Raw genomic sequence first — 24202 nt, 5'->3', positions numbered from 1 at the left:
TCGAAGTCATAAATTTTTTAAATAGTATACAGCTTTACGTCTTTCTTCCGCAACCAGCCCTTGAATACCTGGCCTGCGGGGTCAGTAATAACTACATATATAAAACCGTACCTTTCATTTAATGCCTGAACTACTGCCTTATCCAACGGACTTATAAACTCGTCACGTCTTGTATCCTCAGCCGGCTCATCATAAAAATAGGCCTTTTCAACTACGAGGTATTCCTTTTCAATTGTTTGCACTTCACCCCCTGTTTCATTGCCTTCAGCAGCATCTTGCCCTTGTTCATCAGTTGCATTGTTAGTAGGCTGGTTGTGCTCGTTGCCTACATCAATTTCAACCGTTTCTGTTTTACCGGAATTATAAATATTGACATTTTCAGTAGATTCAATTCCTTTAGATAACCCAGCTTTTTCATCACCTAATTTTAAAATTTGCCCTGGTCTGTTTCTATTCGGGCCAACACGCGCATTCGTCGAAGTTCTACTATAATTTGTACCCAACCCTTTTGTAGAAAGCGGAACTATTTTTAAATCTGTAAAAAAGGATTTCTTAGTAAGGGCATACACCGCAAATGCACCAAAGCCTATTGTTAAAAACAATACAGCGATGAAAGAAGCAGAGGAGACTCTATCTTTGTTTACAACAGTTTCAATCTTCTTAGGGCTGTAATTTTTTGATTGACTCTCACTTAGTCGATTTCTTAATTCTGCTAATTCGTTTTCTTTTTCTGTTAGTTCCTGTTGGTACTGTGACAACTGTTTTTTCAGTTGTTTGTGGTAAACGACAAAGTCTTGTTTACTCAGTGGCTTAACAGATATTGAACTTACCGGAGCAGAAATATTAATTGCCTTAAAAGCGAGTTGCTGAACAATATGATTGTGAAGTTCGCCTCCATTTGCAAAACGTCTTTCTGGTTTTTTTTCAAGACATCTACTTATCATTTTTATCAGCCACTCCGGCACATTCATTTCACGCTCTTTTTTTTCACTCTTCCACCATGCAGGTAAGGCTTCTTGTCTTAGCTTTAAAAAATCAGGAACAGGAGATATCATATGAGCTAGCCTTACTTCATTGGCGGCACTTTCTCCCTGGCCTTTTAGGGGAAAAGGGACGGTGCCGGTAAGTAGTTCGAATAGAACAACACCAAAGCTATACACGTCTGTTTGAAACAACACCTGCCCGGCATTTTGCTCGGGAGCCCTAAATTCTATAGCGGCGGAGCAACTTATATTACTACGCCTTCCCTCACCAGGCGTCATGGCAAGGCCAAAATCAAGCAGAATATAATTACCTGAAGCGGTATTAAGTTTTACTTTATTGCTTTTTATATTACCATGGGTCACAGCCATTCTATGGCAGTGAGCAATTGCATTTGATAATTGCTCTGCAACTTTCACAGCTTCATTGATAGTGAAAACGGATGGATGAGGCGATTGAAGAAGCTTCCTGAGGTCGGGACCTTCTATGTATTCCATCTCTATAAATGGGAAACTGCCTTCCTCGGTTAAGCCCGAGCTTAAGATTTTTACAATATTCGAATTAGCAATTTCATTGACTTTTTTAAGCTTTGTTACTTCATTTTGAAATGCTGCGTAGCTACTACCGTCCCCGGCAGCAGTGTAAACAGGCGTAGGTAATATTTTTATAGCTGTAATAATCTCTCCTATACGGCGGCCTTTATATACTGAGCCCTGGCCTCCTGTTTTCAGGCCACCCATATTCTCTAAACCCTGTGCTATTGTAAAAACCCTTGCCATTTCATGTGCTTAATTTTCAACCGCGGAACTTCTAAATTCGAGTAGTGCAGATTCCCCCAGTATTATTTGGTCTCCCTCCTGTAGCCTATGACCTATTTCGGTTGTTTGCAGTTTTACAGGCACGCCACCTTCTGTTCTTACTTTCATCTTATTGTGGGGAGGTATTCCACCTTCGTCTGCATATAAATAAAAAGCGGCGTTCTCGGCATCCCACTCTATATGCGCGTGTTGACGACTAACAGAGCGATTACTTTCATCGTTGCTATTGCTAGGAAAAGCAATGTGGTTTTCCCTCATAAAGCCGTCAGCAGTTTGCGCTCTTTTTTCGCGCCCTATATTTACTTTGCCACGGGCGGAAGAAATAGTATAAACCTCTTTTTCAGCTTCACCAATTAATACTCTTACGTAAGCCGTAACATCCTGGAAAACTTTTGGTTTTTTCTTTGTCGATATAAACAAGCCTGCATTTAAACCTGGTGCTTTTAATGCTTCAGCCGGAAGTTGATCCACAAATTCAATTTGCAGTGTCCAGGTTGGGGGAAGAGCAATCGCATAATCATCGGCTATCCTCTGTACCTCTTCTTCTTTAAAACGGCTTTCTTCATCTATATAAACTGCTCCTTCGTACAAATGTTTTTCTTCATCTGGGCAATTTATGTACAGGGAAAGTCCCTTAATATTAGAACCTTCTCCACCTTCAACCCGTTGAAACTGGTCTTTAATAAACTGAAGCAAAGAAGCCCGAATGCCTTTTATATCTGTGGGCCGGCTTTTAAAAATATCGAACATTGGATGGGCAGTTTACTTTAAATACAATTTGATACACTTCTTAAAAAAATACAAAAGACATACTAAACCTTACAATACCACGAAGCTTATATTACTTTAAACACAGCTGAGTTAGTTACACCAGTACAAGTGAGTGACACAACAAATGTTTAAAAGAAATACATAAGCTTGCTGTAAAAACCTGTATTCCTATCCCTTGCAATAACCTTACTATTGCATCTGTAGGGTCAATATTAGAAATACGAAGCAATATATTCAAAGATTGTCCAATTTTTTTTGTTACAAGCGCTGGTACTACTATTTAACTTTTCTTGCGACGCTCCCTTGTACTTTTTACATTTACTGAGCAGTATCGGCAGGTTCTTCTTCGGGTTTTTTAGCACTGAGCACAGCTGGTTTTCCAGTTTTAATTTTTTTACCTGCAGGTCTTTTAACTATTGGCGACTGCTTGTTCAACTGCATTTGACTATCGGGCACGGAAGCCTCATTTTCCGGGTCATCATCGGTAACACTTACCTTATCAGTTGCTAATGCAACTGCCCTGTTAGCAACTGCGTTTTGATTGTTATTGTTTCCAAAACTTTTAATATAGCCCCTCTGAATTAGTTCAGGTATAATATAAGTGCCGGCAAGTCTTACTGCTTCACTTGAACCTTTTGCAGCCTCTAACCGAATACACGTAACAATGTGGCCCGGTCCTTTTGCTTTAGGGGCAAAAAAGACATACCATCCGTCATTGATTCTTTCACTTTTCCAGATTCTTTCAGGAGTTCCGGTTTTTCCTGCAGCAATTAATTGCAGCCGCTCGGCTTTTCCGGCGCTTTGTTTTAACATATAATCCGTCATATGCATTGCAAACTGTGGGCTGTTTGCTATTCGTACACCGGGTTTAATTGCAGTTTTCACTCCGCTTACATTTAGAACGTACCTGTTAGGTACCAATACTCCATTATTGGCAATGCCCGACGCCAACCTTGCAACCGCCGCAGGTGTCGCAATCAATTCACCTTGTCCCCACGCCATCCCTGAAATTCCTTTTCCACGGGTACGCTTTATGTTGTTTGGATTATAGCTTCGAGCGCTTTTAAATTCTGTTTTTCGCCATAACTCACGCCACAGGTTTTGCTGGTTATTATTGTTCAACTCGCTTTCATAAAAATATCCTCCCACTCCATGTAGAAACATTCCTGTTTGTAAATACAGCGTAGCCATTTCTTCCTGCAGCTGTTCTTCGTTTGCCAGCCTTATAAAAAAGGAGTTGTTCGATTTTACTATTGCCCGCTCAATGCTAATATTTCCGGCCTCGTCCGGCTCTGCACTTTTAATCCTGATTAAGTCTTGAGGTAATACGCGTATTGTTTTTGTTGCTGCGGCTTCTCCTAACTTATTAAAAGCAGCCAGTGCAGTTACCAGCTTTGCTGTAGATCCTGGCTGCGTTGCATACGTGAATCCAATGTCGCTGTTTACGTTCCATCCTGGAAGCCTGTTTAGTTCAGCTTCGGTAAGGGTGAGCATATCCCAATCATTTACAGGAGGCAGGGGATAAGAAGCAGAGGCAAGTACGTCACCGGTATTATCCTCCATAATAACTACGGATACGCGTTTTATTTTTACGCTGTCATCAGTTGCCAATACTTTATTAAGGTGTGTTTGCAGGGTTGCATCCATCGTCAATTGTACATCCCTGTTTTTTTGCTTAAATGTTGCGACTTCGCGACTATTAATACCGGCCAGCAGCAATGGCGCTATCGCGCTATAATCTCTTCTGTTAACCGTCATTTCGGTAGAAGTTCCGGGCAAGAATCTATCTTCCTTGTACCGGGTAGCACTTACCTGGAATTTAGAAGTAGGCGTTGGAAAACCTCGTAATTCCGCAGCGTGTTCGTATTCTCCAAAGTACCCGTTAGTTGAACCATTAAAAACACCGGTGTTTGCATCTCCTGTCCAAAAAAACATCTGTTCACCAAATGGATAATACCGGTTTAAACGTTTGTACGCAAATGCCTCCAGGTTTTGTTTAGGAATGCCTACGGCAATCAATGAGTCATACTGCTTATTAATTTGCTCCTGGTGACTGGTAGCAAGTATCAATCCTTTCCGGTCAAGAAGATTACCAGCTTGTAATCTATTCATTAAAATAGAAATGCGTGGATTGTAGCTAAACATTCTTGCCCCAGATCTATCCGCCACCAACGCTGGTTCTACCACCCATTTTTTATTATTAAATAAATACTTAGAAACATTCACTCCCAATAGCACTATTCCAACACAGGCTGCAACAAGAGCGGGCAACAGATTTTTATCCTGCTGCCGGGTTATAAATTTCATCTGAGCAACAGAGCCTTGCAAATGTGAGGCTGATAATAAAAACCCGGCTGCAAGCATGTTACAAAGCAAGGACGATCCACCGTAACTCATGAAAGGCAAAGCAACTCCCGAAAGGGGTAAAGCGCCGGTAGAACCACCGGCAATTAACAGGAACTGAACAAAGGTGCTAACGCCAATACCAGCGCAAACGTAAAATAAAAAAGGAGTTCCTGTTTGACGACCAATGATAAACGAGCGGTGCAGGTAGATAAGAAAAAGAATAAAGATGCAAATAATTCCGGCCCAGCCAAATTCCTCGCCCAGTGACGGCAATATCATATCTGTATGTGCTTCAGGGATAGTCTTGGCAAATCCTTCACCTACACCCTGCCCTGTAACTCCGCCACTCGACATGGCCCAAATACCGTTTGCTACCTGGTCACCACCAAACACCTCATTGTTCCAGGCATTTTGCCAAATGGCTTTTCTATCGGTTAATCGTTGTACAGGTCCCGGGATCAATCTATCTAAGTAAGGAATTTGGTCAAGTAACAAAAACCCGGCAATAACGACTAAAGCCATCACTGCTGATTCGCTTAACTGTTTCCTTTTGAAGAGTGTATAAAGCGTAAGAATCGCAGCAATTATTGCAGTGCCGATCCAAACATTCTTACAGATCCATAGAGCAAGCACATAAAGAACCACTGCTCCCACCATATCTGCAAAATCACCACGGGAAAAAGAAAAAAGAATGATGAAGGTGAAACAGCAAACCATTGCAGGACCTAAATCACCGAGGATCAGGAATAGAAAAATGGTGGTAAGAATAGCAAACAAAGCAAAGAAGAAGAAGTAGAAGCGTTTGTTTAAAGAGGTATATTCTGATATAAATTTTTCATTAGCTGCAAAAAAGCCGGCAAGGAAAATAATGACTAAATACTTCACTATTTCACTTGGTTGAAAACCAAAAAGGTTCACTTTAACACCGCTGCCTTCGGGACCAGTTCCAAAAACAATTGTAAGAAGTAGTAAACCCATTGCCACTACCGCCCAGGGCCATCCATTGGCAGCCTTACGGTTTCCTTTAAAGAAGAATAAGCGATAAATAAGAGAATCGGTTGTGAAGTATCGAAGATTAAAAAGCATTAATACAATAATTCCCAAAATTCCTCCTCCGAAGTAAAAAAGTGTACTTTTTGAAAGGAACCTATCTCTCAACGGATCCTGCAGACTGAACAAGGTTACAAATGACAGCCCTGTTAAAACCATTATTACCGGCAAGATAAGTTGGTCTGCCTGCGGAAAACGAAAAGTTAAAAGCAGGTGAAGCAACCAGAATGAAACAATAAAAGACGCAACAATTATCCAAAACCATGTTGTTGCTTCGCGTGGTGTACGAACAATAAGCGACTTTTCTTTTTTCAGGTTACTAAAATCACGGTTTGAAAACAGCTTTATTGTATTGGGAGATTGGATAAAAGTAAACGTTTCACTGCCTTCCAAATTTTCCACTCCCTGGGAACGGCCAAACTCAAAACCAGGTTGAAGGGGTAACACTGCAAAAGACCTGTTAGCGGGTAAACCGGTGAAAGTGAATGCGCCGGCTGCATCAGTTCTTGCAAAGGCGGTTAAAGATTGCAGTTGACGATTATTTAGAGAATCCACCACAAATACCCTTCGTACCCCTTTGGCATTTACCGCGATCCGTTGTTCCACATCTCCCACATTTTCGCTGTATAAACTGTCTTGCGGAAGAATAACCTGTAAACGAACCAGTACACCTTGTACCGGCATTTCTTCTCCATTTTGAACTACTCCAACAACAGAGCCGGCGCCCATGGCCAAATTATTAGTTGAAGGAAGCTGAACTGGTTTTCTGCGCTCTTGTTGAAATAGTATTGAGTCTTCATCTGAAAAACCGAGTAAAGACCTTTCTACCTGTACCCTTTTTCTAAATACTTCTCCTCCCTGTAAATATGCCGTCTCTGTATTTACATTAAAGTTGCTTTTATTTAATTCCCCGATGTTATCAATAACACCCGGCACATTTCTGCTGCCATTCTCCACCACATCGCCGATAAAATTGATATCCCTCTTATCTCTTAGATAAAAACCTTTTTGAAGCAGTATTTTAATTCGCTCCCCTGGTTTGCTACTGTTTAAGTTAATCATTGTTCCATTTGCCAGTCTTTTTGGAACATCAGCAAAATCTGCAGTTAAGACCGTAAATAACTGATAGAAAAGTACTACCATCACGACACTCAACAGAAATAAAAAGAAACGCTCAACCTTTCTCGAACCAACACTGGAGGAATTGGAAGCCATTTTAAATCAGTGATTATTATAGGTGTATTGAATCTAAATTGTAGAAAGCCGTATCTGCAAATCGACCGTTTATAACCGGCCTGTCTTTAAATAAAAAGTTGTACTGTACGGGTACCCGGCAATTTTTAAACTGCACATTTTTTAAATGTAACCCCGAAGTTTTAGTGAGAACACCTATGTCAAAATTTTCAAGAGTAAGACTATCCAGCAGAAGATATTTACAATCGGGAGCCATAGTAAAGGCGGCACCTTTATAAGTTGAGTCACTAATCAGCGTAACCCCATTGCCTATAATATGCAATGAGTCGTTCTTTATAAGTATTGAGTCTGTAATCACTATAGCTTTAGTGTCGGGAGTATTAAGTACAAAAACTTCTTTCGTTGTGTTGCCATTAATGCTGTCTACAAATTGCCGTTCCTCGGGGTTACGTTCCTTTACGACTATAGCACTTCTCACTTCTTCGTCGCGAGTTTTCTTATTGCTGTAGTTGGAGTATAGAATCCATAAAAAAGCTACCAATATAAGAAAGGAGAGAAAGATGAGAAAAGGCCCTATACTGCTTCGCTTTCTATTTTTTATAGCCGTCTTTTCATTTGAATGTGAATTTGTATTCTTCAAAATATCGTAACCATCCTGACTTTCATTTTTTTTTATATTTACTGCAGGCTTTGTCGCAGTTTGCATTAAAGGACTCTTATTATTCTGAACCAGTACAACGGTAATATTATCTTTTCCGCCGGCCGCATTAGCGGCATCAACAAGCGCTTTAGCTTTAACAGATAGGCTTTTAGTTGTATCCAGAATGGCAACCATAGCACTGTTTCCAATCATGTCAGAAAGTCCATCGCTACAAAGTAAAATAGTATCGCCGGGAAGGAAAGGAGATTCTCCTGTTTCTATATAATCATCGCCTTTAATTGAGGAATCAAAACCAAGCGCTTTATTAATCTCATTGCGTTTAGGATGTCGCATTGCTGCCTCTTCGGTTAAACGACCGCTATCTTCTAAAAAGCCAACAAAAGAGTGATCGCGCGTAATTTTTACAAGTGAATTGTCTCTGAATAAATAAAGACGAGTATCACCAACATGACAATAATAAAATTTGTTATTTGCAATATCAGCTAGTGCTACTGTAAGCACGCAGGCCATCTGCTCATTGGCCCGGCTTACTTTTTTCTCTGTATAAATTGCTTCATTTGCAGCTGCAATTGCTTCCTTCATCAGTTTAATATAGTCATTCACTTTGCTCTTAAACCGATCCAAAATAGCATCGTGCGCAAGGCGCGCCGCTACCTCACCCCCTTCATAGCCTCCCACACCATCTATAACGCAGGCAGCAATAAACTGATCATTCAAAACAGGCTGTGCAATGAAGGTGTCTTCATTGTTTGTCCGCATTTTTCCGGTGTCCGTTATTCCAAAATAATTTTCAGCCATTGTTATTGTGTGTGTTTTTAATATCCTTAAAATTGGCTACAAGAAGTAAAATGCAAATGACCAACAAGGTGATGGATAATATTGAACTCATAACTGATTTAAGACTTAAAAATGTTAATACCCACTATTCCGTTTAAAACAATCTTTGAGTTTAGCGGCAGTTCTACCCACGAAACATTTTCGGTATTGCTAACCACAATCTCATTTTCATTTAATATGGTCTTTTCGCCGAAAGAAGAAAGAAAAAATTTTCCATTATTTTTATCAAAACGAATTCTCAAGTGAGGGGTATTCACCCACTCGGACGGTATCTTGAAGATGTTGGAACTGTCGCGGTGATCTTCTTTTCCTGTAACAATTATGTCTTCCTCCTTCATCAAAAACTCAATCTTTTTACCTGCATACTCCCGGTCGGGAACGATTGTTTCAAAACGGGCAAATATCGAATTCTCCGAATTAAAAATTTTTTTCTCATCCAGTATCAGGTCTTCCTGGTAAGGCACCTCATAGTACCCTTCGCTATAAAAAGTAAAATCTTTTAAAATTTCATCATTTATATCATACGTTTCTGCTATTCCTGTTTGTCGCGGAATAAAAGTTACCCGCAAGTTTTCCTCCTTATGAACGTTACTTCCCGGTAATAGTTTGCCTATAAAGCTTTTATCGCCCCTTTTATAATCGGGGTGCGAAACAAACCTGAAAACCCATTTATTACTGGAAGGCTCTACCGTTTTACCTTGTAGCCTGTAGGATTTTAGACTTTCGTAAAAGTGCTTAACAGACTCCTGAATAATTAATCCGAAAATACCCCTCTTATTATCCATGAACTGGTTATAATCCTCCGGATTAAAACAAATGATGTATTCATGAAAAAAGACAACGCGGTTAGCAAAAGAGAGTTGCGCAATAGATTCATTAAACTTTTGAATGATATACTTATATACATCATCAGGAGTTAGCGTTGGAATTTGTTGGGTAACGCTGGTTACTTCTTTTTTAAGAAACCAGTCGTGTAACCCCATACGTTGCCACAATGTCGTCTTCGATTTCATTTAAAATTTCTTAATAATTGTTTCATTAAAGCAACTGAAAAAGTATATATCATTCAATATTTTATTTACGCTTTCCAAAAATTTTATTTAAAAATTTACCAATGCCTTTTTTAGATTTTTTTACTGCCGACTTTTTTCTTGTAGTAGCCCTTCCTTCTTCAACAACTTTGCGTTCCGCCACTTCCGGCCCAGTGGAAGTACTTGTATCTACCACACTAATGCTATACAACTTTCCGGCATACAACTTTCTGTGGCTCTCATTATTTTTGTACACTTCGCTATCCTCGGTATAAACTGCCACTTTACTACCCAATGTTTTTGGTTCGCTACCTGTACTATCAGTAAATCTATTCCAGCTTTTACCGCCATTTAACGAAAACCAGAAGTTTTTTTTTAGAGAATCGTAATACACATTTTTATTAGGATAATAATAAAATTGCGGTTTAACGTCGGATTTATCACTACCACATGCTACGAAAAAAAATAACAGGATGCTGATAATTCTTTGCAAATACAAGCCTCTGACCATACCTGCTTTTTGGCTTTAACTATTCAAAGACCATTCCATAAACAATTTTGTTTCAAAAGGTTACCGGAATTTTAGGGCCCAAAATTTTCTGTCTAACTTCTAAAAACGAGAACTTTCTAAAAAAAGTTGCGCTTAATAATTTTTGTAAGAAAAAGTCTCGAACACTCTTACGCACGCTTCTAATAATTCTCTACAAAATCAAATACTTTTTACATAATTATTGTTTGATACAAACATCCACTCTTTATTCTACATTCTTGTGTCACTCACTTGTACCTTTTATTATTCTATTCTACGTTTTTCATGCATAAGTAGTCAATAAATAGCAATTATCGACTATTAGCAAGAAGCCTTGAAAAAAGCGCGGATTTTTGTTCTGCTGATACTATTTCAAAAACAGTTTCGTTATCTACTTCTTACATAAAATCCAATACATGTCAAACCTCGAGCGATCAGAGATTCAATTAAAAATTGCACAGATAATAGAACGGTCACGTCACCAGGAAGAGCGCTTCTTAATAGACAGTAAAACTGCGGCTTCAGACATCATGCAATTTCTTTACAGGAAAAACCTGGTTGAAGGTTTCTACCAGGAAGAATTCCCCCATTTCGAAAATTAGTGAAGCAATGTTTTTAAGAACAAACAATTCAAACGGAATTGTTTAAACTGCAATAGTAGAATGCTAATAAGCAATTTTTTGACGAAGCTACCGGAGTTGCCCGGTAGCTGCATAATTGTTTTTGTAGGTCAATTGGAATAAAAGTGGCAGAATAATGTTTTGCTGTACACGAGTGCGACGCAACCGAAGCATGGATTCGTTCTATCGTTGACCTCAAAAACTTTATCTCATAATTACCACGTACCCTTTCAATTTAGACAGCCTTAACTTTAAATCCAGCAGATAGTAATAGGTTCCCACAGGTAATGGTTTTCCATTAAATGTTCCATTCCACGCAGTACTGTAATTCTTAGTATCCAGAACCTTTTGCCCATACCTGTTAAAAACAGAAAGTTCGTAATTATCGTAACTGGCCAATGCCTTTATATTCCATGTATCGTTCACGCCGTCGCCATTTGGGGAAAAAGCATTTGGAATTACTACGTTTTTATATACTTGTACCCATGTTGTATCTATAGAGATACCGCATCCGTTGTTAGAAGTGGCAGTTAAGATATAGCTGGTGCTGATAGCAGGATTTACAATTGGCTGAAGGCCGTGTATGTTATCGATAAAAAAAGCAGGGGACCAGCTGATGTCCGCATCTCCTTCGGTTACGCTTCCCTTTAATTGTACGGCTTGACCTTCAACCATAACCTGATCCGGTCCTGCATTAGCAACAGGTTTCTTTAAAACATTGATGGTTACCCGTGCGCTGTCTTTACAAAATGCGGCGTTAGAAACCACAACAGTGTATACAGTACTGTCAGCAGGTTTTGCTACAGGATTAGCAATAGAAGTAGACGACAATCCCAAAGCGGGTGACCATAAATAAGAAGTACCGCCTGCACTGCTTAGTAATACACTTTCGCCCTTACAAATATTTTTGTTGGTGAACCCGGTTGAAATTACGGGGGCAGGTGTAACTGAAACAGTTGTTGAGTCTAAATGTTTGCAGCCGTCGGAATTTACAACCTGCACATAATATTTCCCCCCGTTTACTGAACTAACGTTATTAATGGTAACAGATTGGCCCGTAGCTGTAAAAGAATTTACCCCAGACCACGCATATTGAGAGGCAGTTGTTCCGCCAGTGGCAGACAAAGAAATTGCACTTTTTTCACAGGCAGGGCTATTGCTGGTTATACCAATAACCGGAGTATTTTTAACATCAATAGTAAGGGATGAGGAAGCTACCCTGCATGTAGCCAACCCCACATTATCAGCCTCTCCCACCGTGAGCCTGTATAAATACTGCCCGGCAGGCGTTGTTGAGGTAAATTTTCGCACCATTGTATTACTATTTTCTCCGGCAATGTCTGACCAGGTGTTCCCTCCGTCGCTACTTTGTTGCCACAGATAAGCAGGATTATTATATCCGGCCGAAGCCTTGCATTCAAAGGTTATATCAGCATTGTCTCCTCTACATAAAGTTTTCACTTTATCAGGTACTCCCTTTATCGAAGGTGTCAATTGCGGGCCACATGGACGAAATGTGATATCATCAATTGCGAGATCGTTTCCACAACCGCCTATGGAGTTATTAATAAGCCGTAAAACAACATTGGTCCCGTTTGCAGGTGTAGTAAAAAAAGAGCCATATTGTTTCCAATTTAGACTTTGTGTCGCTTGAATATCTCCTGTATTATACGTTTGTAAAACCGTTCCATCAGTCTTTTCAATATTAAAAGTAAGATTGGGCGTTTTGGGATTTCCAAAACAAGCCGTGGGCAAAATAACATTTGTTATCCAAGCGGCAAACTCGTAAGTAGTGTTTGGGCATAAGCCCTTTAAGGTATCAATATAAAACTCACTCTTTTGAAGTGAAGCATTAACTAGCATAAAATAACCATTAGGATCACCGGTGTGATCGCTATTTAAGGTATGCCAAGTGTTATTATGGCATCGGCTGGTATTATTCCTAACCGTATAAAGACCGTCCTGAGGGCAATCGTTAAAAAAATAATTGAGATTTTTAGTGGTAGTTAGAACCGGACCAGGGTTGGAGCCTGCACCAAAAGTAATATTTACGATGGGGTCACCAAGACTTCCCTGACATAGTTGCGCTGGTACTTCTGCGCCCAGAAACATTATTACCAGTAACAGGAAAGGCCTTTTTACAATTGTTCCAATATTCAAAGTATACCCTTTAATAGCTTTAAACATGAATATAGTAGTAAAAGCCTAATCGAAAAAGAATTGCTGAAAAAGAAGTGGAAGCTCTTTAGTGTCTGGGACTAGTGATAAAAAAAAGTGCAGTAACCATGGCTGTAAGAACATTATTAATAACAGGGCAAAAAAAAGCCACAGATAAAACTGTGGCTAAATTAAAAAAATTTTAAAAAACACTATCCAAGTTTCTCAACCTGCATATAGTTCAGTTCTACAGGAGTAGATCTTCCAAATATTTTTACGGTTACTTTCAACTTCTTCTTCTCGTCGTTCACTTCCTCAATCACACCATTAAAATCATTAAACGGACCTTCAATAATTTTAATAGTTTCTCCCACAATAAACGGTTCGTTCATCACAATCCCCTGGTCGTTCATCTCATCCACTTTACCAAGCATTTTATTTACCTCGCTCTTACGCAAAGAAATAATATTTCCTTTGGCACCTTTACCATCGGTTAAGAAGTGCATTACATTACTAACATTACTAATAACCTGAACCATGTCATCAGCAAGTTTTCCTTCGAAAGCTTCCAAAAAAAGATACCCCGGGTAAAGGTTCTTCTCGCGCATTACTTTTTTACCGTTCTGCACTTTGTAGACCTTCTCCATCGGTAAAAAAACCTGCTTAATAGTTTCTGTCCAACCGCTTCGTACTACTTCTTTATCCAGGTATTCCTTAACCTTACGCTCTTTGCCGCTTACTACCCGTAAGGCGTAGTATTTAGTAAGTTCCTGCTCTGCAGGAGGTGATACATTTATATTTGATGTTGTTTCTTCCATTACTTAAATAATGAGTAAATAGCCTTCAATAAATTCTGCGACGCAAAATCCATCACCCAAACCAAAGCTGTTATTATGATTGTTGCAACTAATACTATCACTGTAGATTGTTGTAATTGGATCCAGGACGGCCACGTAACTTTTTCTGTTAACTCTGTATAACTCTCCCTAAAGTATGTTGAAATTTTATTCATGATAACATTTAAAAATTTGAAAACATTTTTAATCTTCAAATTATTTGGCACGGGAACAAGGATTCGAACCCTGATCAAAGGTTTTGGAGACCTCTATTCTACCGTTGAACTATTCCCGTATTAAGAACAAAGTACTTAAGCTTTAGGCCTAAGTACTTTGTAAATATATATAACCGTTTCCAAACCCCTTTTCGAGATTAGGATTTATTTTAAAATTTCCGTAACCTGACCAGCACCTACTGTACGTCCACCTTCACGAATAGCGAATTTAAGACCTTTCTCCATCGCAATTGGTTGGATAAGTTTAACTGTAAGATTAGTATTATCACCAGGCATAACCATTTCAGTTCCCTCAGGTAGAGTACACTCTCCTGTTACGTCTGTTGTGCGGAAGTAGAACTGAGGACGGTATTTGTTAAAGAATGGAGTATGACGTCCACCTTCTTCTTTGCTTAGTACGTAAACCTCACCTTTAAATTCCGTATGCGGAGTGATAGAACCCGGCTTACAAAGTACCATACCACGACGGATTTGAGCTTTCTCAATACCACGTAATAGAAGGCCTGCATTATCACCAGCCTCACCACGATCCAATAATTTCTTAAACATCTCAACACCAGTAACGGTAGAAGTTAGCGGAGCTTCCATCAAACCAACTATCTCAATAGCCTCACCAACTTTAATTACACCACGCTCAATACGTCCGGTAGCAACAGTACCACGACCGGTGATTGAGAATACATCCTCAACTGACATTAGGAAAGGCAAATCAATTGGACGAGGAGGAAGAGGAATGTAGCTGTCAACAGCATCCATCAACTCATCTATTTTAGCAACCCATTTATCTTCACCAGCTAGAGCGCCAGTAGCAGAACCTTGTATAATAGGGGTATTGTCACCATCAAAACCATATGAGGATAGAAGGTCACGAACTTCCATTTCAACTAACTCTAATAATTCAGGATCATCAACAAGGTCAACCTTATTCATGAAAACCACAAGTTGAGGTACACCAACCTGACGTGCAAGAAGGATGTGCTCTTTAGTTTGAGGCATAGGACCATCAGTAGCAGCAACCACAAGGATAGCCCCGTCCATTTGAGCAGCACCCGTAATCATATTTTTCACATAATCAGCGTGACCCGGACAGTCAACGTGCGCATAGTGACGGTTAGCAGTCTGATATTCTACGTGAGCAGTATTAATAGTGATACCCCTTTCTTTTTCTTCAGGTGCACCATCAATTTCATCATAGTTTTTCGCCACATTACCCATACCTTTTTTAGATAAGATCATTGTTATAGCAGCAGTCAAAGTGGTTTTACCGTGGTCAACGTGACCAATGGTACCAACGTTAACGTGAGGCTTATCCCTCTTAAAATTCTCTTTTGCCATTTTATTTGTTTTTAGATTGTGGTTTTTTTAAATATTAAACCTGATTCGGAGCGCGAATGTAAGGTTTTATTGTTATTCTTTTTCTTTCCGACCGTTAAGCCACTATTAAACATCCTTGCGTCGCACTCTTGTACAGTTAATAGTCATACTGAACAACTCAGTAGGTCTAAAAGGAAATACCTAATGACCCATTGATCTAATAATTTTTTTAGCAGAGCTGTTGATGAGAATTGAACTCACGACCTCTTCCTTACCAAGGAAGTGCTCTACCCCTGAGCTACAACAGCTTAAAAAAGCGATTGACCGGGATAATTGCAAGCCGACAGCTGTTAAAAGATCCGTCAACTGCCAACTCTCACCTGACAACTTTATAAGAGCGGAAGACGAGTCTCGAACTCGCGACCTATAGCTTGGAAGGCTATCGCTCTACCAATTGAGCTACTTCCGCTTATTACTTTGAATAATTTTGAAGATGTGCTGATTTTAAAAAGAAGCACTGACAAACATTCAATTTTTAAAAGAACCTAAACACGGCAATTTTATTTTCAAACAATAAAATTACCTCATTTCAAATTGTTTTGTGGGCAGAGTAGGGTTCGAACCTACGTACTCGTGAGAGAACAGATTTACAGTCTGTCGCCTTTAACCACTCGGCCATCTGCCCCGATTATTAAACAAGAGCCGAAGAAGGGAGTCGAACCCCCGACCTGCTGATTACAAATCAGCTGCTCTACCAACTGAGCTACTTCGGCTTATAACTTAAGAAGTTATCAAAAAACTTGTAAACTTTTTTAAGTTTTAGTAGTACAGTTACTAAAATAAATCCCATTTACATCTCAATCCAGTAAAGAACTTGTCCCCTTTAAATACAACCTATTATTTTAGGGATGGCAAAGGTAAGGGAAAACTTGAAATACCAAAATTTTGAAAAATCTTTTTTAATTTTTTCTTACTCATAATTCTTAATTTTTTTCTTTTATATCCGGAATCGACCTGCCAGGATTAGAAGGATCAATTAATACAGTAATAGAATCGCTATTGATTATAGTATTAGCTACTGTTGCGCTATCAATATATGTCTGATCATCTATTATGTATTGGTATCTAATCATTAAACGATTTCCTGCCATCTCTCTTCTTTCAAAAATTTTAGCTCTCAGTTGTCCATGTTGACCACAGGCCACTAAGATGATTACGATTAACAATAACGTGACAATAATATTTTTCATGGGGTAAAGGTGAAATAAAAAAGGCCTCAATGGAGGCCTTTTTTATTTTGATATTTTAGAGTATTAAGCGGCTTGTCTTTCTTTCTGCCTTTTTAATTGATTTATGAGGGATAGAAATGCGTTGTCAAAAGATTCTTCAAAAGATTTGGAAGATGCTTTTACAAAAAAGTCACGTTTTGGAACGTGAACACGTAGCTCTACAATCTTATCTTTTAAATTATGAACTACGTTATCTAATTTTAAAAACACATCAACTTTTGTTATTCGGTCATGGAAAGTATTTAGTTTTTCGAGTTTTTTCCTTACAAATTCCAGGAGTTTTTCATCGCTTTCAAAATGCACTGTTTGAATTCTTACGTCCATAACATTTCTGTTTTTTATGTGAATTAATAAATAAAGAACTAAGTGTACATTTCTATTTCATACGCAAAACCTGTTACTATTTAGGAAGTATGAAGTTAAATAATCAGTTGGTAAGAATTAATTTTATCCTTTGTTTTTTTTATGTAAATTATCTATTAACAAACACTCCAGGTGGCTTAAAGACACGAATTACTAATGAACGTTTAATCCCTTTCTTTCTCCTTATATACCTAAACCATATATAACCACGCCTGTGTAAAAAGTTGAGAAAAGATTTAGCTGTAAAAGTGAGTGACACAACAATGTAGCATCAACGATTAAATGCCGGAAACATAAAACTTCTATAGTTTTTTATCCTAAGCTTTTGGGTGGGCCTTTTTGTATACATCTTTCAGTTTTTCAATAGTATTATGCGTGTAAATCTGGGTGGCAGCCAGGCTACTGTGACCCAACAATTCCTTCACGGCGTTTAAATCTGCGCCGTTGTTGGTTAGATGGGTGGCAAACGTATGACGTAGTACGTGCGGACTTTTCTTTTGCAAAGTAGTCACCAAAGAGAGATTAGCCTTTACGACATTGTACACGTATTTCGGGTAGAGCGGTTTCCCTTTTTCATTTACAAAAAGGTTAGGAAAAGACAGGTTTGAAGAGGATTGCTTTTTATTATTAATATAAGAAGCTAATTGATTTGCCAGCACTTTAGACACTGGAATAATCCGTTCTTTGTTACCCTTCCCTAAGACTTTGACCTGGCCATTTGCTACATCAAGTTGGCTTTCTTTGAGGCCAATTAATTCACTGAGTCGCATTCCTGTAGCGTAAAACAAGTTCAACAACAATTTATCTGTTTGACCTTTCCAGGTATCTGGAAACTCCACGTATTGCTGTAGCGTGTTCATATCGTTCTCAGAAACAAACGATGGAAGTCGTTTACCAACTTTAGGGGAAACAATTGTGGTCATGGGGCTTTGCTTAACCTCGCCCACTTTGATCTGGTATTTAAAAAAAGATTTTAAAGAGGAAATTTTACGATTGAGACTTTTAGGAGTCATATCATCATTGCGCATTTCTGCCAGCCACGAACGTACAAAGCCAGGAGTAATCGCCGACAACGAAGGACTATCATACTGACTAGCTAGAAAAGCAAAGAACTGGTCAAGATCAGTTTGATAAGAAACTATCGTATGCTGCGAATATCGCTTCTCGAATTGGAGATATTGTATAAAAGGTTTAACCTGAGGATAGAAACATTGGGACATAAAAAAACTGATAGCATAAAGTTATTACTTTATGCTATCAGTTTAAATATGTTTGAGAAAACTGAAATTAACTTTCAAAATCTCCGTTAGCCATTTGCTGACGGTAGATTGCTTTTAACACCTGAGTTCTGCGTTCAACAGACGGTTTCATAAAAGACTGTCTGGCTCTTAATTGCAATAAAGTCTTTGATTTCTCAAATTTCTTTTTATATTTTTTAAGTGCCTTGTCAATGTTTTCGCAATCTTTTGAATCGATAATGAGCATAGTAGATACCTCCTTTGGTAAATTTTTGGATTGCAAAGATAGGATAAGTGTTTAAAAAACCAAATATCTGTAGACTTTTTAAAAAGAGCGGTAATTTGCAGGCATGTTTACAGGAATTATTGAAGCATTTGGTATTGTTCATTCAATTGAAAAACACGGCACTAATACCACTTTTTGGATCTCCTCTCCTATTTCAGATGAATTGAAAATTGACCAAAGTGTGGCGCATAATGGCGTTTGCCTTACTGTGGAAGAAGTGCATGAAGGACGTCACAGGGTAACGGCCATCGAAGAAACGCTAAAAAAGACAAACCTTTTTAAATGGCAGGAGGGAATATTGGTGAACCTGGAACGTTGTATGACTTTTAACGGTAGAATTGATGGACATATGGTGCAGGGTCACGTAGACACAACCGCAATTTGCACTGACAAGAAAGATGCAGACGGAAGCTGGGAATTTCGATTTCAGTTTCCGGCAGCATTTGCATCACTGGTTATTGAAAAAGGTTCCATCAGCCTAAACGGTGTAAGTCTGACAGTTTTTAATGTAGATGCAGATGCGTTTTCAGTCGCCATCATACCTTATACTTATACACACACTAATATTCGACAGGTCAAAGAAGGAAGTACGGTAAACATTGAGTTTGATATGATTGGGAAATATGTAAACAGGATGTTAGCATTACAGAAATAATATGAATAAACCTGCTCCTTCTGTTGCTATTGCCATTCTCAACTGGAACGGGAAAAAGTTTCTTGAATCATTGCTGCCCGAACTTCAACAACTAACCTATCCAAATTATACGGTGTATGTTATCGACAATAAAAGCAGCGACAATTCGGTTGCCTTTGTTCAGTCAGCTTTTCCGGCTGTAAAAGTGATCGAACTGGACGGAAATTATGGTTTTGCCGGAGGCTATAATAAAGGTTTGAGGTTAATGAATGAGGATTACTACTTGATGGTAAATTCCGATGTAGAAGTTCCACCCTCGTTTATTGAGCCGCTGGTTAATATGATGGAACTTGATACCGACATTGCAAGCAGTCAACCTAAATTACTTTCTATAAAAGATCCCAAGCTACTCGAACATGGAGGTGCTGCCGGTGGTATGATTGATTTTCTGGGTTACCCTTTGTGTCGCGGAAGAATTTTTGATGCCTCTGAAATCGACAAAGGACAATATGACCAGGAAACAGAAATTTTTTGGGCCAGCGGTGCCTGCTGCCTGGTTAGAAGAGATGCCTATTGGAAAGTAAATGGCATGTACAATTTCTTTTTTATGCATTCGGAGGAAATTGATATGTGTTGGCGCTTTATTGCTGAAGGTTATAAGGTTAAATATTGTCCCGACTCATACATATACCACCTGGGCGGCGGCACGCTTTCGCACCAGTCGCCTCGTAAAACGTACCTCAATTTTAGAAACAACATTATTATGTGTTTTCGAAATTCTCCGTGGTACGTAAACCTTTGGATGATGCCAGTGAGGCTTGTTCTAGACTTGGCGGCGGCCCTTCGCTTTTTAATAAATGATTGGAATAACTGTAAAGCTGTTTTGCTGGCCTACAAAGATTTTATCAAATGGTTGATTTTAGAAAAGGATAAATTTCCTGCTAAAAAGAAAGCCCTGTGGTCTATTCCTTTTGTGCTTAAAACATCTGTAGCCTGGCAGTATTATATTAATAACATAAAAGAGTTCAGTAAGATAAAGAGATGACCTTTGCAATTGCTTTTGATCGGGGAGGATCATGTTTAGTCAATCGAAAGACTAATACAGGTAAGGGTTTATGAACTTTTAACAGAAATTATTGTAACTCGCGATGAACCACTTCATCGTGAAAATACTTAACTACTATTTTATTAGTATCTATCTTATCATTCAACCAGTGAATACCCGTTTTAAACCCCCTTCTGAAGACAGGTAAACGATGAACGGTAACATGTAAAGTATCCAAGTATAAAGTATCTGAAGAAGTCTTAAAATGCTCCTGAACCTTTAAATGAATAGATTTAGAATACAGAGAGGCGTTTGTATAAAATTTTGACGCTGTGTATTTTCCTTCCAGCCAATAAGCTATCAGGCATACTAAAAACACTAGTAGAGGAACTTTAATTCTTTCTGTTTGAAGAACAATATCAAAACCTGCGATACTTAGACCAATAATAAAAAATATAGAAGGCAAATAAAGAAAACGGCCGGATTCAAATGAATTAACTGCAAGACCAAGAGAAACAACAGGAACTATTAACGCAAGGATGATGCTTGCGAAAAAAATAATTGCTTTTCGGTTTGAGGATAGTTTTTTTGCCGAATAAATGATAAAACCAGCGACTAAAAGCAGTATTACAGCGCTTGCAGCAAACGTTGTTTTAGGAGCAGGACTGAGTATCATTCTAAAAATAATACGAAAAGCATTTGCGACCAACGTTCCCCAATTCATCCGTAAAAAATTACCGGCTTCATACATCCCGGCAACCTCTGATGTAATGACCTTTCGAGCAATTATATAAGCGATGCTGACAACACATAATACTGAGGCATACTTAAACATGCCTCGTCTCTTTTCTCTTTCCATTTCCATAAAAGCCGCTACCATTAACACCAGGGGTAGCAATAGAGTTTGCTCGTAAGCAAAAAGATTTACGGCAAAGAAAAAAGCACCTCCAAAGCAGTTATACCATTTATAATTACGCGTAAAAAATAAACGCAAGGCTATCATTACAAAAACGGCGGACAATACCGGAGCACGGCCTAAAATCCAGCCCAGCGATTCTGAAGATTGCGAATAAGCCAAAAATAAAACAACCGCTAACAAGGCTGCTTGCATTGCTTGCTGTAGCGGAATCTGCAGCCACTTTACCTGTATTAATAAACACAGGTCAAACAATTGGATACATACAATAAAATGAAGAAGCAAGGCCGTAATGTGATAACCGCAAGCGTTTTTTAGCGAAAAAAATAATTCAAGTTTCACTAGTAATTCATGTACCGGACGAACAGAGTTGGTTTGAAATAAGTAGCCTTGATCTGTTAATGGAATATGCAGCAGGTCGTCGTTCAGAAAATACAGGTTGCCTGGCCAAAACAATATTATGTTGATTACAGCAAGAAGGAAAATACAAACAAGCCACGCTTTATTTTTCATGGTGATTAAATAAAGAAACGATAAATCAATGAAAAATAATGCACGGGCTAATTACTTACCCAATGTAATTTACTAAATAGATTTCCCCTTCATGGCAGTGCTAATTGCCTGGTCCATTACCCTTTCAGCATACGGGCGCGATATTTCATTAAGTTCTTCCACTTTTCGGTGAATAAGGTCTTTGTCTTCCATAGTTAAGGCAAGTTGTAATGCCTGCATCGCTTCAGCAGTTGCAACCAGCTCTTGTTGGGTTAGCAAAGACGCATTTTTACCTATGAATTTTTCAGTTGTTTCAAGCAATTGTTCGCCTTCAGTTCTGGCTTCTACCAGTGCCCGTTTTGTGATATCGTCTTTCGCGTTGGTGATACTATCCAGCAACATTTTCTCTACTTCATCGTCACTTAACCCGTATTGAGGTTTTACTTCTATGCTTTGCTCAACGCCGCTACGTAGCTCCTTTGCTTTTACAACTAAAATTCCGTCTGCATTTATTAGAAACGAAACTTCGACTTTTGGGAAGCCTGCAGGCATTGCAGGAATGCCAGATAAATTAAACTCAGCCAGTCTTCGGTTATCTTGAACCAAATCTCTTTCGCCTTGAAAAACACTGATGCGCATTCCACTTTGGCCATCTTTATGTGTGGTGTATTGCCGTCCTACCTTCGTTGGTATTTTAGAATTTCGGGGAATTAGTACATCCATTAAACCTCCCATCGTTTCAATGCCTAAACTGAGGGGTGTAATATCTAGTAACAAAAAATCTTTGTTATTTCCGGCAAGAATATCCGCCTGAATCGCAGCACCTAAAGCAACTACTTCATCGGGATTAACCGTGTCGTTTACAGGCCTTCCAAAAAAAGTGCTCACTGCTTTAATAACTGCCGGCACTCTTGTACTGCCACCAACCATAACCACACTTTCAATGTCGGTTACAGATATATTGGCGTCTGCAATTGCACTTTCACAACTTTTAATAGTCCTTTCAATTAGCGGAGCAATTAATCCTTCAAACTCCGTCCTGGATATTTTTAATACATCGCCATTCACTTCAGCTTCAAAATTCTCTGTGTTGCTTAAGTGTTTCTTTGCTTCTTCAGCCTTCAGCCTCAGCGTTTGTGACAGTTCCTTATTGTTAGAAAGTTCTGCTTCAGAAAGGCCTGTTTGCCTTAACCAATGTTGAACAATTACACGATCAAAGTCGTCTCCACCCAAGTAGGTATCGCCATTGGTACTGAGCACTTCGAAGATGCCGTTAGTGATCTGTAAAATTGAAATATCAAAAGTACCTCCGCCCAAATCGTACACTGCAATAGTTTTCACCTCTTCTTTGCCTAAGCCTAAACCATAAGCCAGGCTGGCTGCCGTCGGTTCATTTATGATGCGAAGTACATCAAGTCCGGCAAGTTTGCCGGCATCGCGTGTTGCTTGTCGCTGTGCATCGTTAAAATAAGCAGGAACGGTAATGACTGCTTTGGTTACCGGCGTTTTTAAAATATGTTCAGCACGTTGCTTTAGTTCTTTTAGAATAAATGATGATAAATCTATAGGAGAGTAAAACTTATCTCCTACCTGCACTTTTACCAAGCTCTCCGTATTGTCGTCAATAACCTTATAGGTGAAAAATGATGCGTTATCCTTGATGTCGTTGTAGCTTTTGCCCATCAAACGCTTCGCACTAAATATGGTATTGTGAGGCTCTGTTACGAGATATTGTTTCGCCCCCTCTCCCACGGTTACATTACCCCCTTCATCAAAGTGAACAATGCTTGGAACGAGGCTACTAGAGTTGTGCTCCTTTAATGCAATTGGCTGTTTACTTTCAGGATGAATAATGGCAACAAGGCTGTTGGTTGTTCCTAAGTCTATACCCACAATCATCTCTTCTTTTTGCAAACTTCCGGTAGCTATGTTAATTCCTATTTTCGCCATTTTTCTGCTGTTTCTGCAAATGTAGCACAAGAAACTGCAAGAGGTTTTTGAATTGGGGAATTAAAGAAAGCTCACTGTAAAAGCATTAAACCATCGTTTCAAACCGGTAGCTAATTATGCTTCCACCACTCTTGTCTTACTTAACTGGTCGTGCAAGGGACGATCAAAAATGATGATGAAAAACATGTCGATAAAGGTTAAACGCAACAGTGATCTTAGAAGCACCTGGTAAAATGCGGGCCTCTCTCCTTTTAAATTTCGCACCCTTGTAATTGAGAGCAACTTGCCGGGTGAACGACCGGCAATAGTTTCAAAAATGGTGTAGTAAACAAACACCATGGGATAGAAGAACAGGTAGAAAGGGTAGAACTTATGCTGCCAGTAGTACACGTAGAAGTTATTCCATTTGTAGAGTGCGTATGCGATTAAAGCAATGAGAATGGTATCTACCACGAAATTTATGACCCGGCTGCCTATTCCTACTTCCTTCATACGGCAAATTTACCCCAAACAACATGAGCGCTGGCAATGAATTTAAAGTCCGGCCCCGTCTTCTTACGGCGTTACAAGAGTGCGACGCAACGATGTATCATAGAAACTCAAAAGCG

At 39.1% G+C, this 24202-nt stretch carries 20 protein-coding genes and 5 tRNA genes; 3 read left to right on the top strand and 22 right to left on the bottom strand.

Annotated features, from left to right (window positions below; translation table 11 throughout):
* Positions 1-17: 17 nt before the first annotated feature.
* The 6 genes from JWR87_RS14210 to JWR87_RS14185 all read right to left on the bottom strand — a co-directional run bounded on the left by JWR87_RS14210 (position 18) and on the right by JWR87_RS14185 (position 10200).
* Positions 18-1760 carry a serine/threonine-protein kinase gene (locus JWR87_RS14210; RefSeq protein WP_297821215.1) on the bottom strand — a complete coding sequence of 581 codons (1743 nt, stop codon included), beginning with the start codon at positions 1758-1760 and terminating at the stop codon, positions 18-20.
* A 9-nt stretch (positions 1761-1769) separates the two neighbouring features.
* Positions 1770-2549, bottom strand: a complete 780-nt coding sequence (locus JWR87_RS14205) for an FHA domain-containing protein (RefSeq protein ID WP_297821213.1) — start codon at positions 2547-2549, stop codon at positions 1770-1772.
* Positions 2550-2888: 339 nt separating this feature from the next.
* A complete protein-coding gene (locus JWR87_RS14200) occupies positions 2889-7181 on the bottom strand; it encodes an FtsW/RodA/SpoVE family cell cycle protein (protein ID WP_297821211.1) in 4293 nt (1430 codons plus the stop codon).
* Positions 7182-7197: 16 nt separating this feature from the next.
* Positions 7198-8619, bottom strand: coding sequence for a protein phosphatase 2C domain-containing protein (locus tag JWR87_RS14195; RefSeq protein ID WP_297821209.1), 1422 nt, complete (start codon positions 8617-8619; stop codon positions 7198-7200).
* Between the two features lie 98 nt (positions 8620-8717).
* The gene (locus JWR87_RS14190) at positions 8718-9671 is read right to left on the bottom strand and encodes a hypothetical protein (protein WP_297821207.1); all 954 of its coding nucleotides are present in this window, start codon (positions 9669-9671) and stop codon (positions 8718-8720) included.
* 61 nt (positions 9672-9732) lie between these two features.
* Entirely contained in the window at positions 9733-10200 is a 468-nt protein-coding gene (locus JWR87_RS14185) for a hypothetical protein (RefSeq protein ID WP_297821205.1), read from the bottom strand.
* Between the two features lie 434 nt (positions 10201-10634).
* Between JWR87_RS14185 and JWR87_RS14180 the strand changes: the two genes are divergently transcribed.
* Positions 10635-10820 (top strand): hypothetical protein, encoded by a 186-nt coding sequence (locus tag JWR87_RS14180; RefSeq protein WP_297821203.1) that lies wholly within the window; start codon positions 10635-10637, stop codon positions 10818-10820.
* Between the two features lie 222 nt (positions 10821-11042).
* On the opposite strand, the gene JWR87_RS14175 is transcribed toward JWR87_RS14180, so the two are convergent.
* From JWR87_RS14175 to rpsU, 13 genes are all read right to left on the bottom strand, one after another.
* Positions 11043-13025: a gliding motility-associated C-terminal domain-containing protein gene (locus JWR87_RS14175; protein ID WP_297821201.1), complete on the bottom strand. Its 1983-nt coding sequence runs from the start codon at positions 13023-13025 to the stop codon at positions 11043-11045.
* Positions 13026-13207: 182 nt separating this feature from the next.
* Positions 13208-13813: a transcription termination/antitermination protein NusG gene (gene nusG, locus JWR87_RS14170; protein ID WP_297821199.1), complete on the bottom strand. Its 606-nt coding sequence runs from the start codon at positions 13811-13813 to the stop codon at positions 13208-13210.
* Positions 13813-14007, bottom strand: coding sequence for a preprotein translocase subunit SecE (gene secE, locus JWR87_RS14165; protein ID WP_297821197.1), 195 nt, complete (start codon positions 14005-14007; stop codon positions 13813-13815). Before secE ends, nusG begins: the two co-directional genes overlap by 1 nt.
* Before the next feature lie 45 nt (positions 14008-14052).
* Positions 14053-14126, bottom strand: a tRNA-Trp gene (locus JWR87_RS14160).
* Between the two features lie 85 nt (positions 14127-14211).
* Positions 14212-15402: an elongation factor Tu gene (tuf, locus tag JWR87_RS14155; RefSeq protein ID WP_297821195.1), complete on the bottom strand. Its 1191-nt coding sequence runs from the start codon at positions 15400-15402 to the stop codon at positions 14212-14214.
* Positions 15403-15617: 215 nt separating this feature from the next.
* Positions 15618-15689 (bottom strand) — tRNA-Thr (locus JWR87_RS14150).
* 88 nt (positions 15690-15777) lie between these two features.
* A tRNA-Gly gene (locus tag JWR87_RS14145) sits at positions 15778-15850 on the bottom strand.
* A 133-nt stretch (positions 15851-15983) separates the two neighbouring features.
* Positions 15984-16066 (bottom strand) — tRNA-Tyr (locus tag JWR87_RS14140).
* A 15-nt stretch (positions 16067-16081) separates the two neighbouring features.
* A tRNA-Thr gene (locus JWR87_RS14135) sits at positions 16082-16154 on the bottom strand.
* A gap of 210 nt (positions 16155-16364) precedes the next feature.
* A complete protein-coding gene (locus tag JWR87_RS14130) occupies positions 16365-16631 on the bottom strand; it encodes a hypothetical protein (protein WP_297821193.1) in 267 nt (88 codons plus the stop codon).
* A gap of 63 nt (positions 16632-16694) precedes the next feature.
* Positions 16695-16994 (bottom strand): HPF/RaiA family ribosome-associated protein, encoded by a 300-nt coding sequence (locus JWR87_RS14125; protein WP_297821191.1) that lies wholly within the window; start codon positions 16992-16994, stop codon positions 16695-16697.
* A gap of 356 nt (positions 16995-17350) precedes the next feature.
* The gene (locus JWR87_RS14120) at positions 17351-18253 is read right to left on the bottom strand and encodes a tyrosine-type recombinase/integrase (protein ID WP_297821189.1); all 903 of its coding nucleotides are present in this window, start codon (positions 18251-18253) and stop codon (positions 17351-17353) included.
* 67 nt (positions 18254-18320) lie between these two features.
* Entirely contained in the window at positions 18321-18518 is a 198-nt protein-coding gene (rpsU, locus tag JWR87_RS14115) for a 30S ribosomal protein S21 (RefSeq protein ID WP_297821330.1), read from the bottom strand.
* Between the two features lie 103 nt (positions 18519-18621).
* Here rpsU and JWR87_RS14110 point away from each other — a divergent pair, with 103 nt between their 5' ends.
* Together JWR87_RS14110 and JWR87_RS14105 are read left to right on the top strand one after the other, a co-directional pair.
* Entirely contained in the window at positions 18622-19212 is a 591-nt protein-coding gene (locus JWR87_RS14110) for a riboflavin synthase (RefSeq protein WP_297821186.1), read from the top strand.
* Between the two features lies 1 nt (position 19213).
* Positions 19214-20236: a glycosyltransferase family 2 protein gene (locus tag JWR87_RS14105; RefSeq protein ID WP_297821184.1), complete on the top strand. Its 1023-nt coding sequence runs from the start codon at positions 19214-19216 to the stop codon at positions 20234-20236.
* A gap of 88 nt (positions 20237-20324) precedes the next feature.
* On the opposite strand, the gene JWR87_RS14100 is transcribed toward JWR87_RS14105, so the two are convergent.
* The 3 genes from JWR87_RS14100 to JWR87_RS14090 all read right to left on the bottom strand — a co-directional run bounded on the left by JWR87_RS14100 (position 20325) and on the right by JWR87_RS14090 (position 24086).
* Complete coding sequence (locus JWR87_RS14100; protein ID WP_297821182.1) at positions 20325-21665, bottom strand: hypothetical protein; 1341 nt, start codon at positions 21663-21665, stop codon at positions 20325-20327.
* Between the two features lie 72 nt (positions 21666-21737).
* Positions 21738-23594, bottom strand: a complete 1857-nt coding sequence (gene hscA / locus JWR87_RS14095; protein WP_297821180.1) for a Fe-S protein assembly chaperone HscA — start codon at positions 23592-23594, stop codon at positions 21738-21740.
* Between the two features lie 114 nt (positions 23595-23708).
* Complete coding sequence (locus JWR87_RS14090) at positions 23709-24086, bottom strand: RDD family protein (protein ID WP_297821178.1); 378 nt, start codon at positions 24084-24086, stop codon at positions 23709-23711.
* Positions 24087-24202: the final 116 nt, after the last annotated feature.

Source organism: Segetibacter sp., assembly GCF_025963695.1.
Lineage (GTDB): Bacteria > Bacteroidota > Bacteroidia > Chitinophagales > Chitinophagaceae > Segetibacter.
This window is presented reverse-complemented; position numbering and strand designations above follow the sequence as displayed.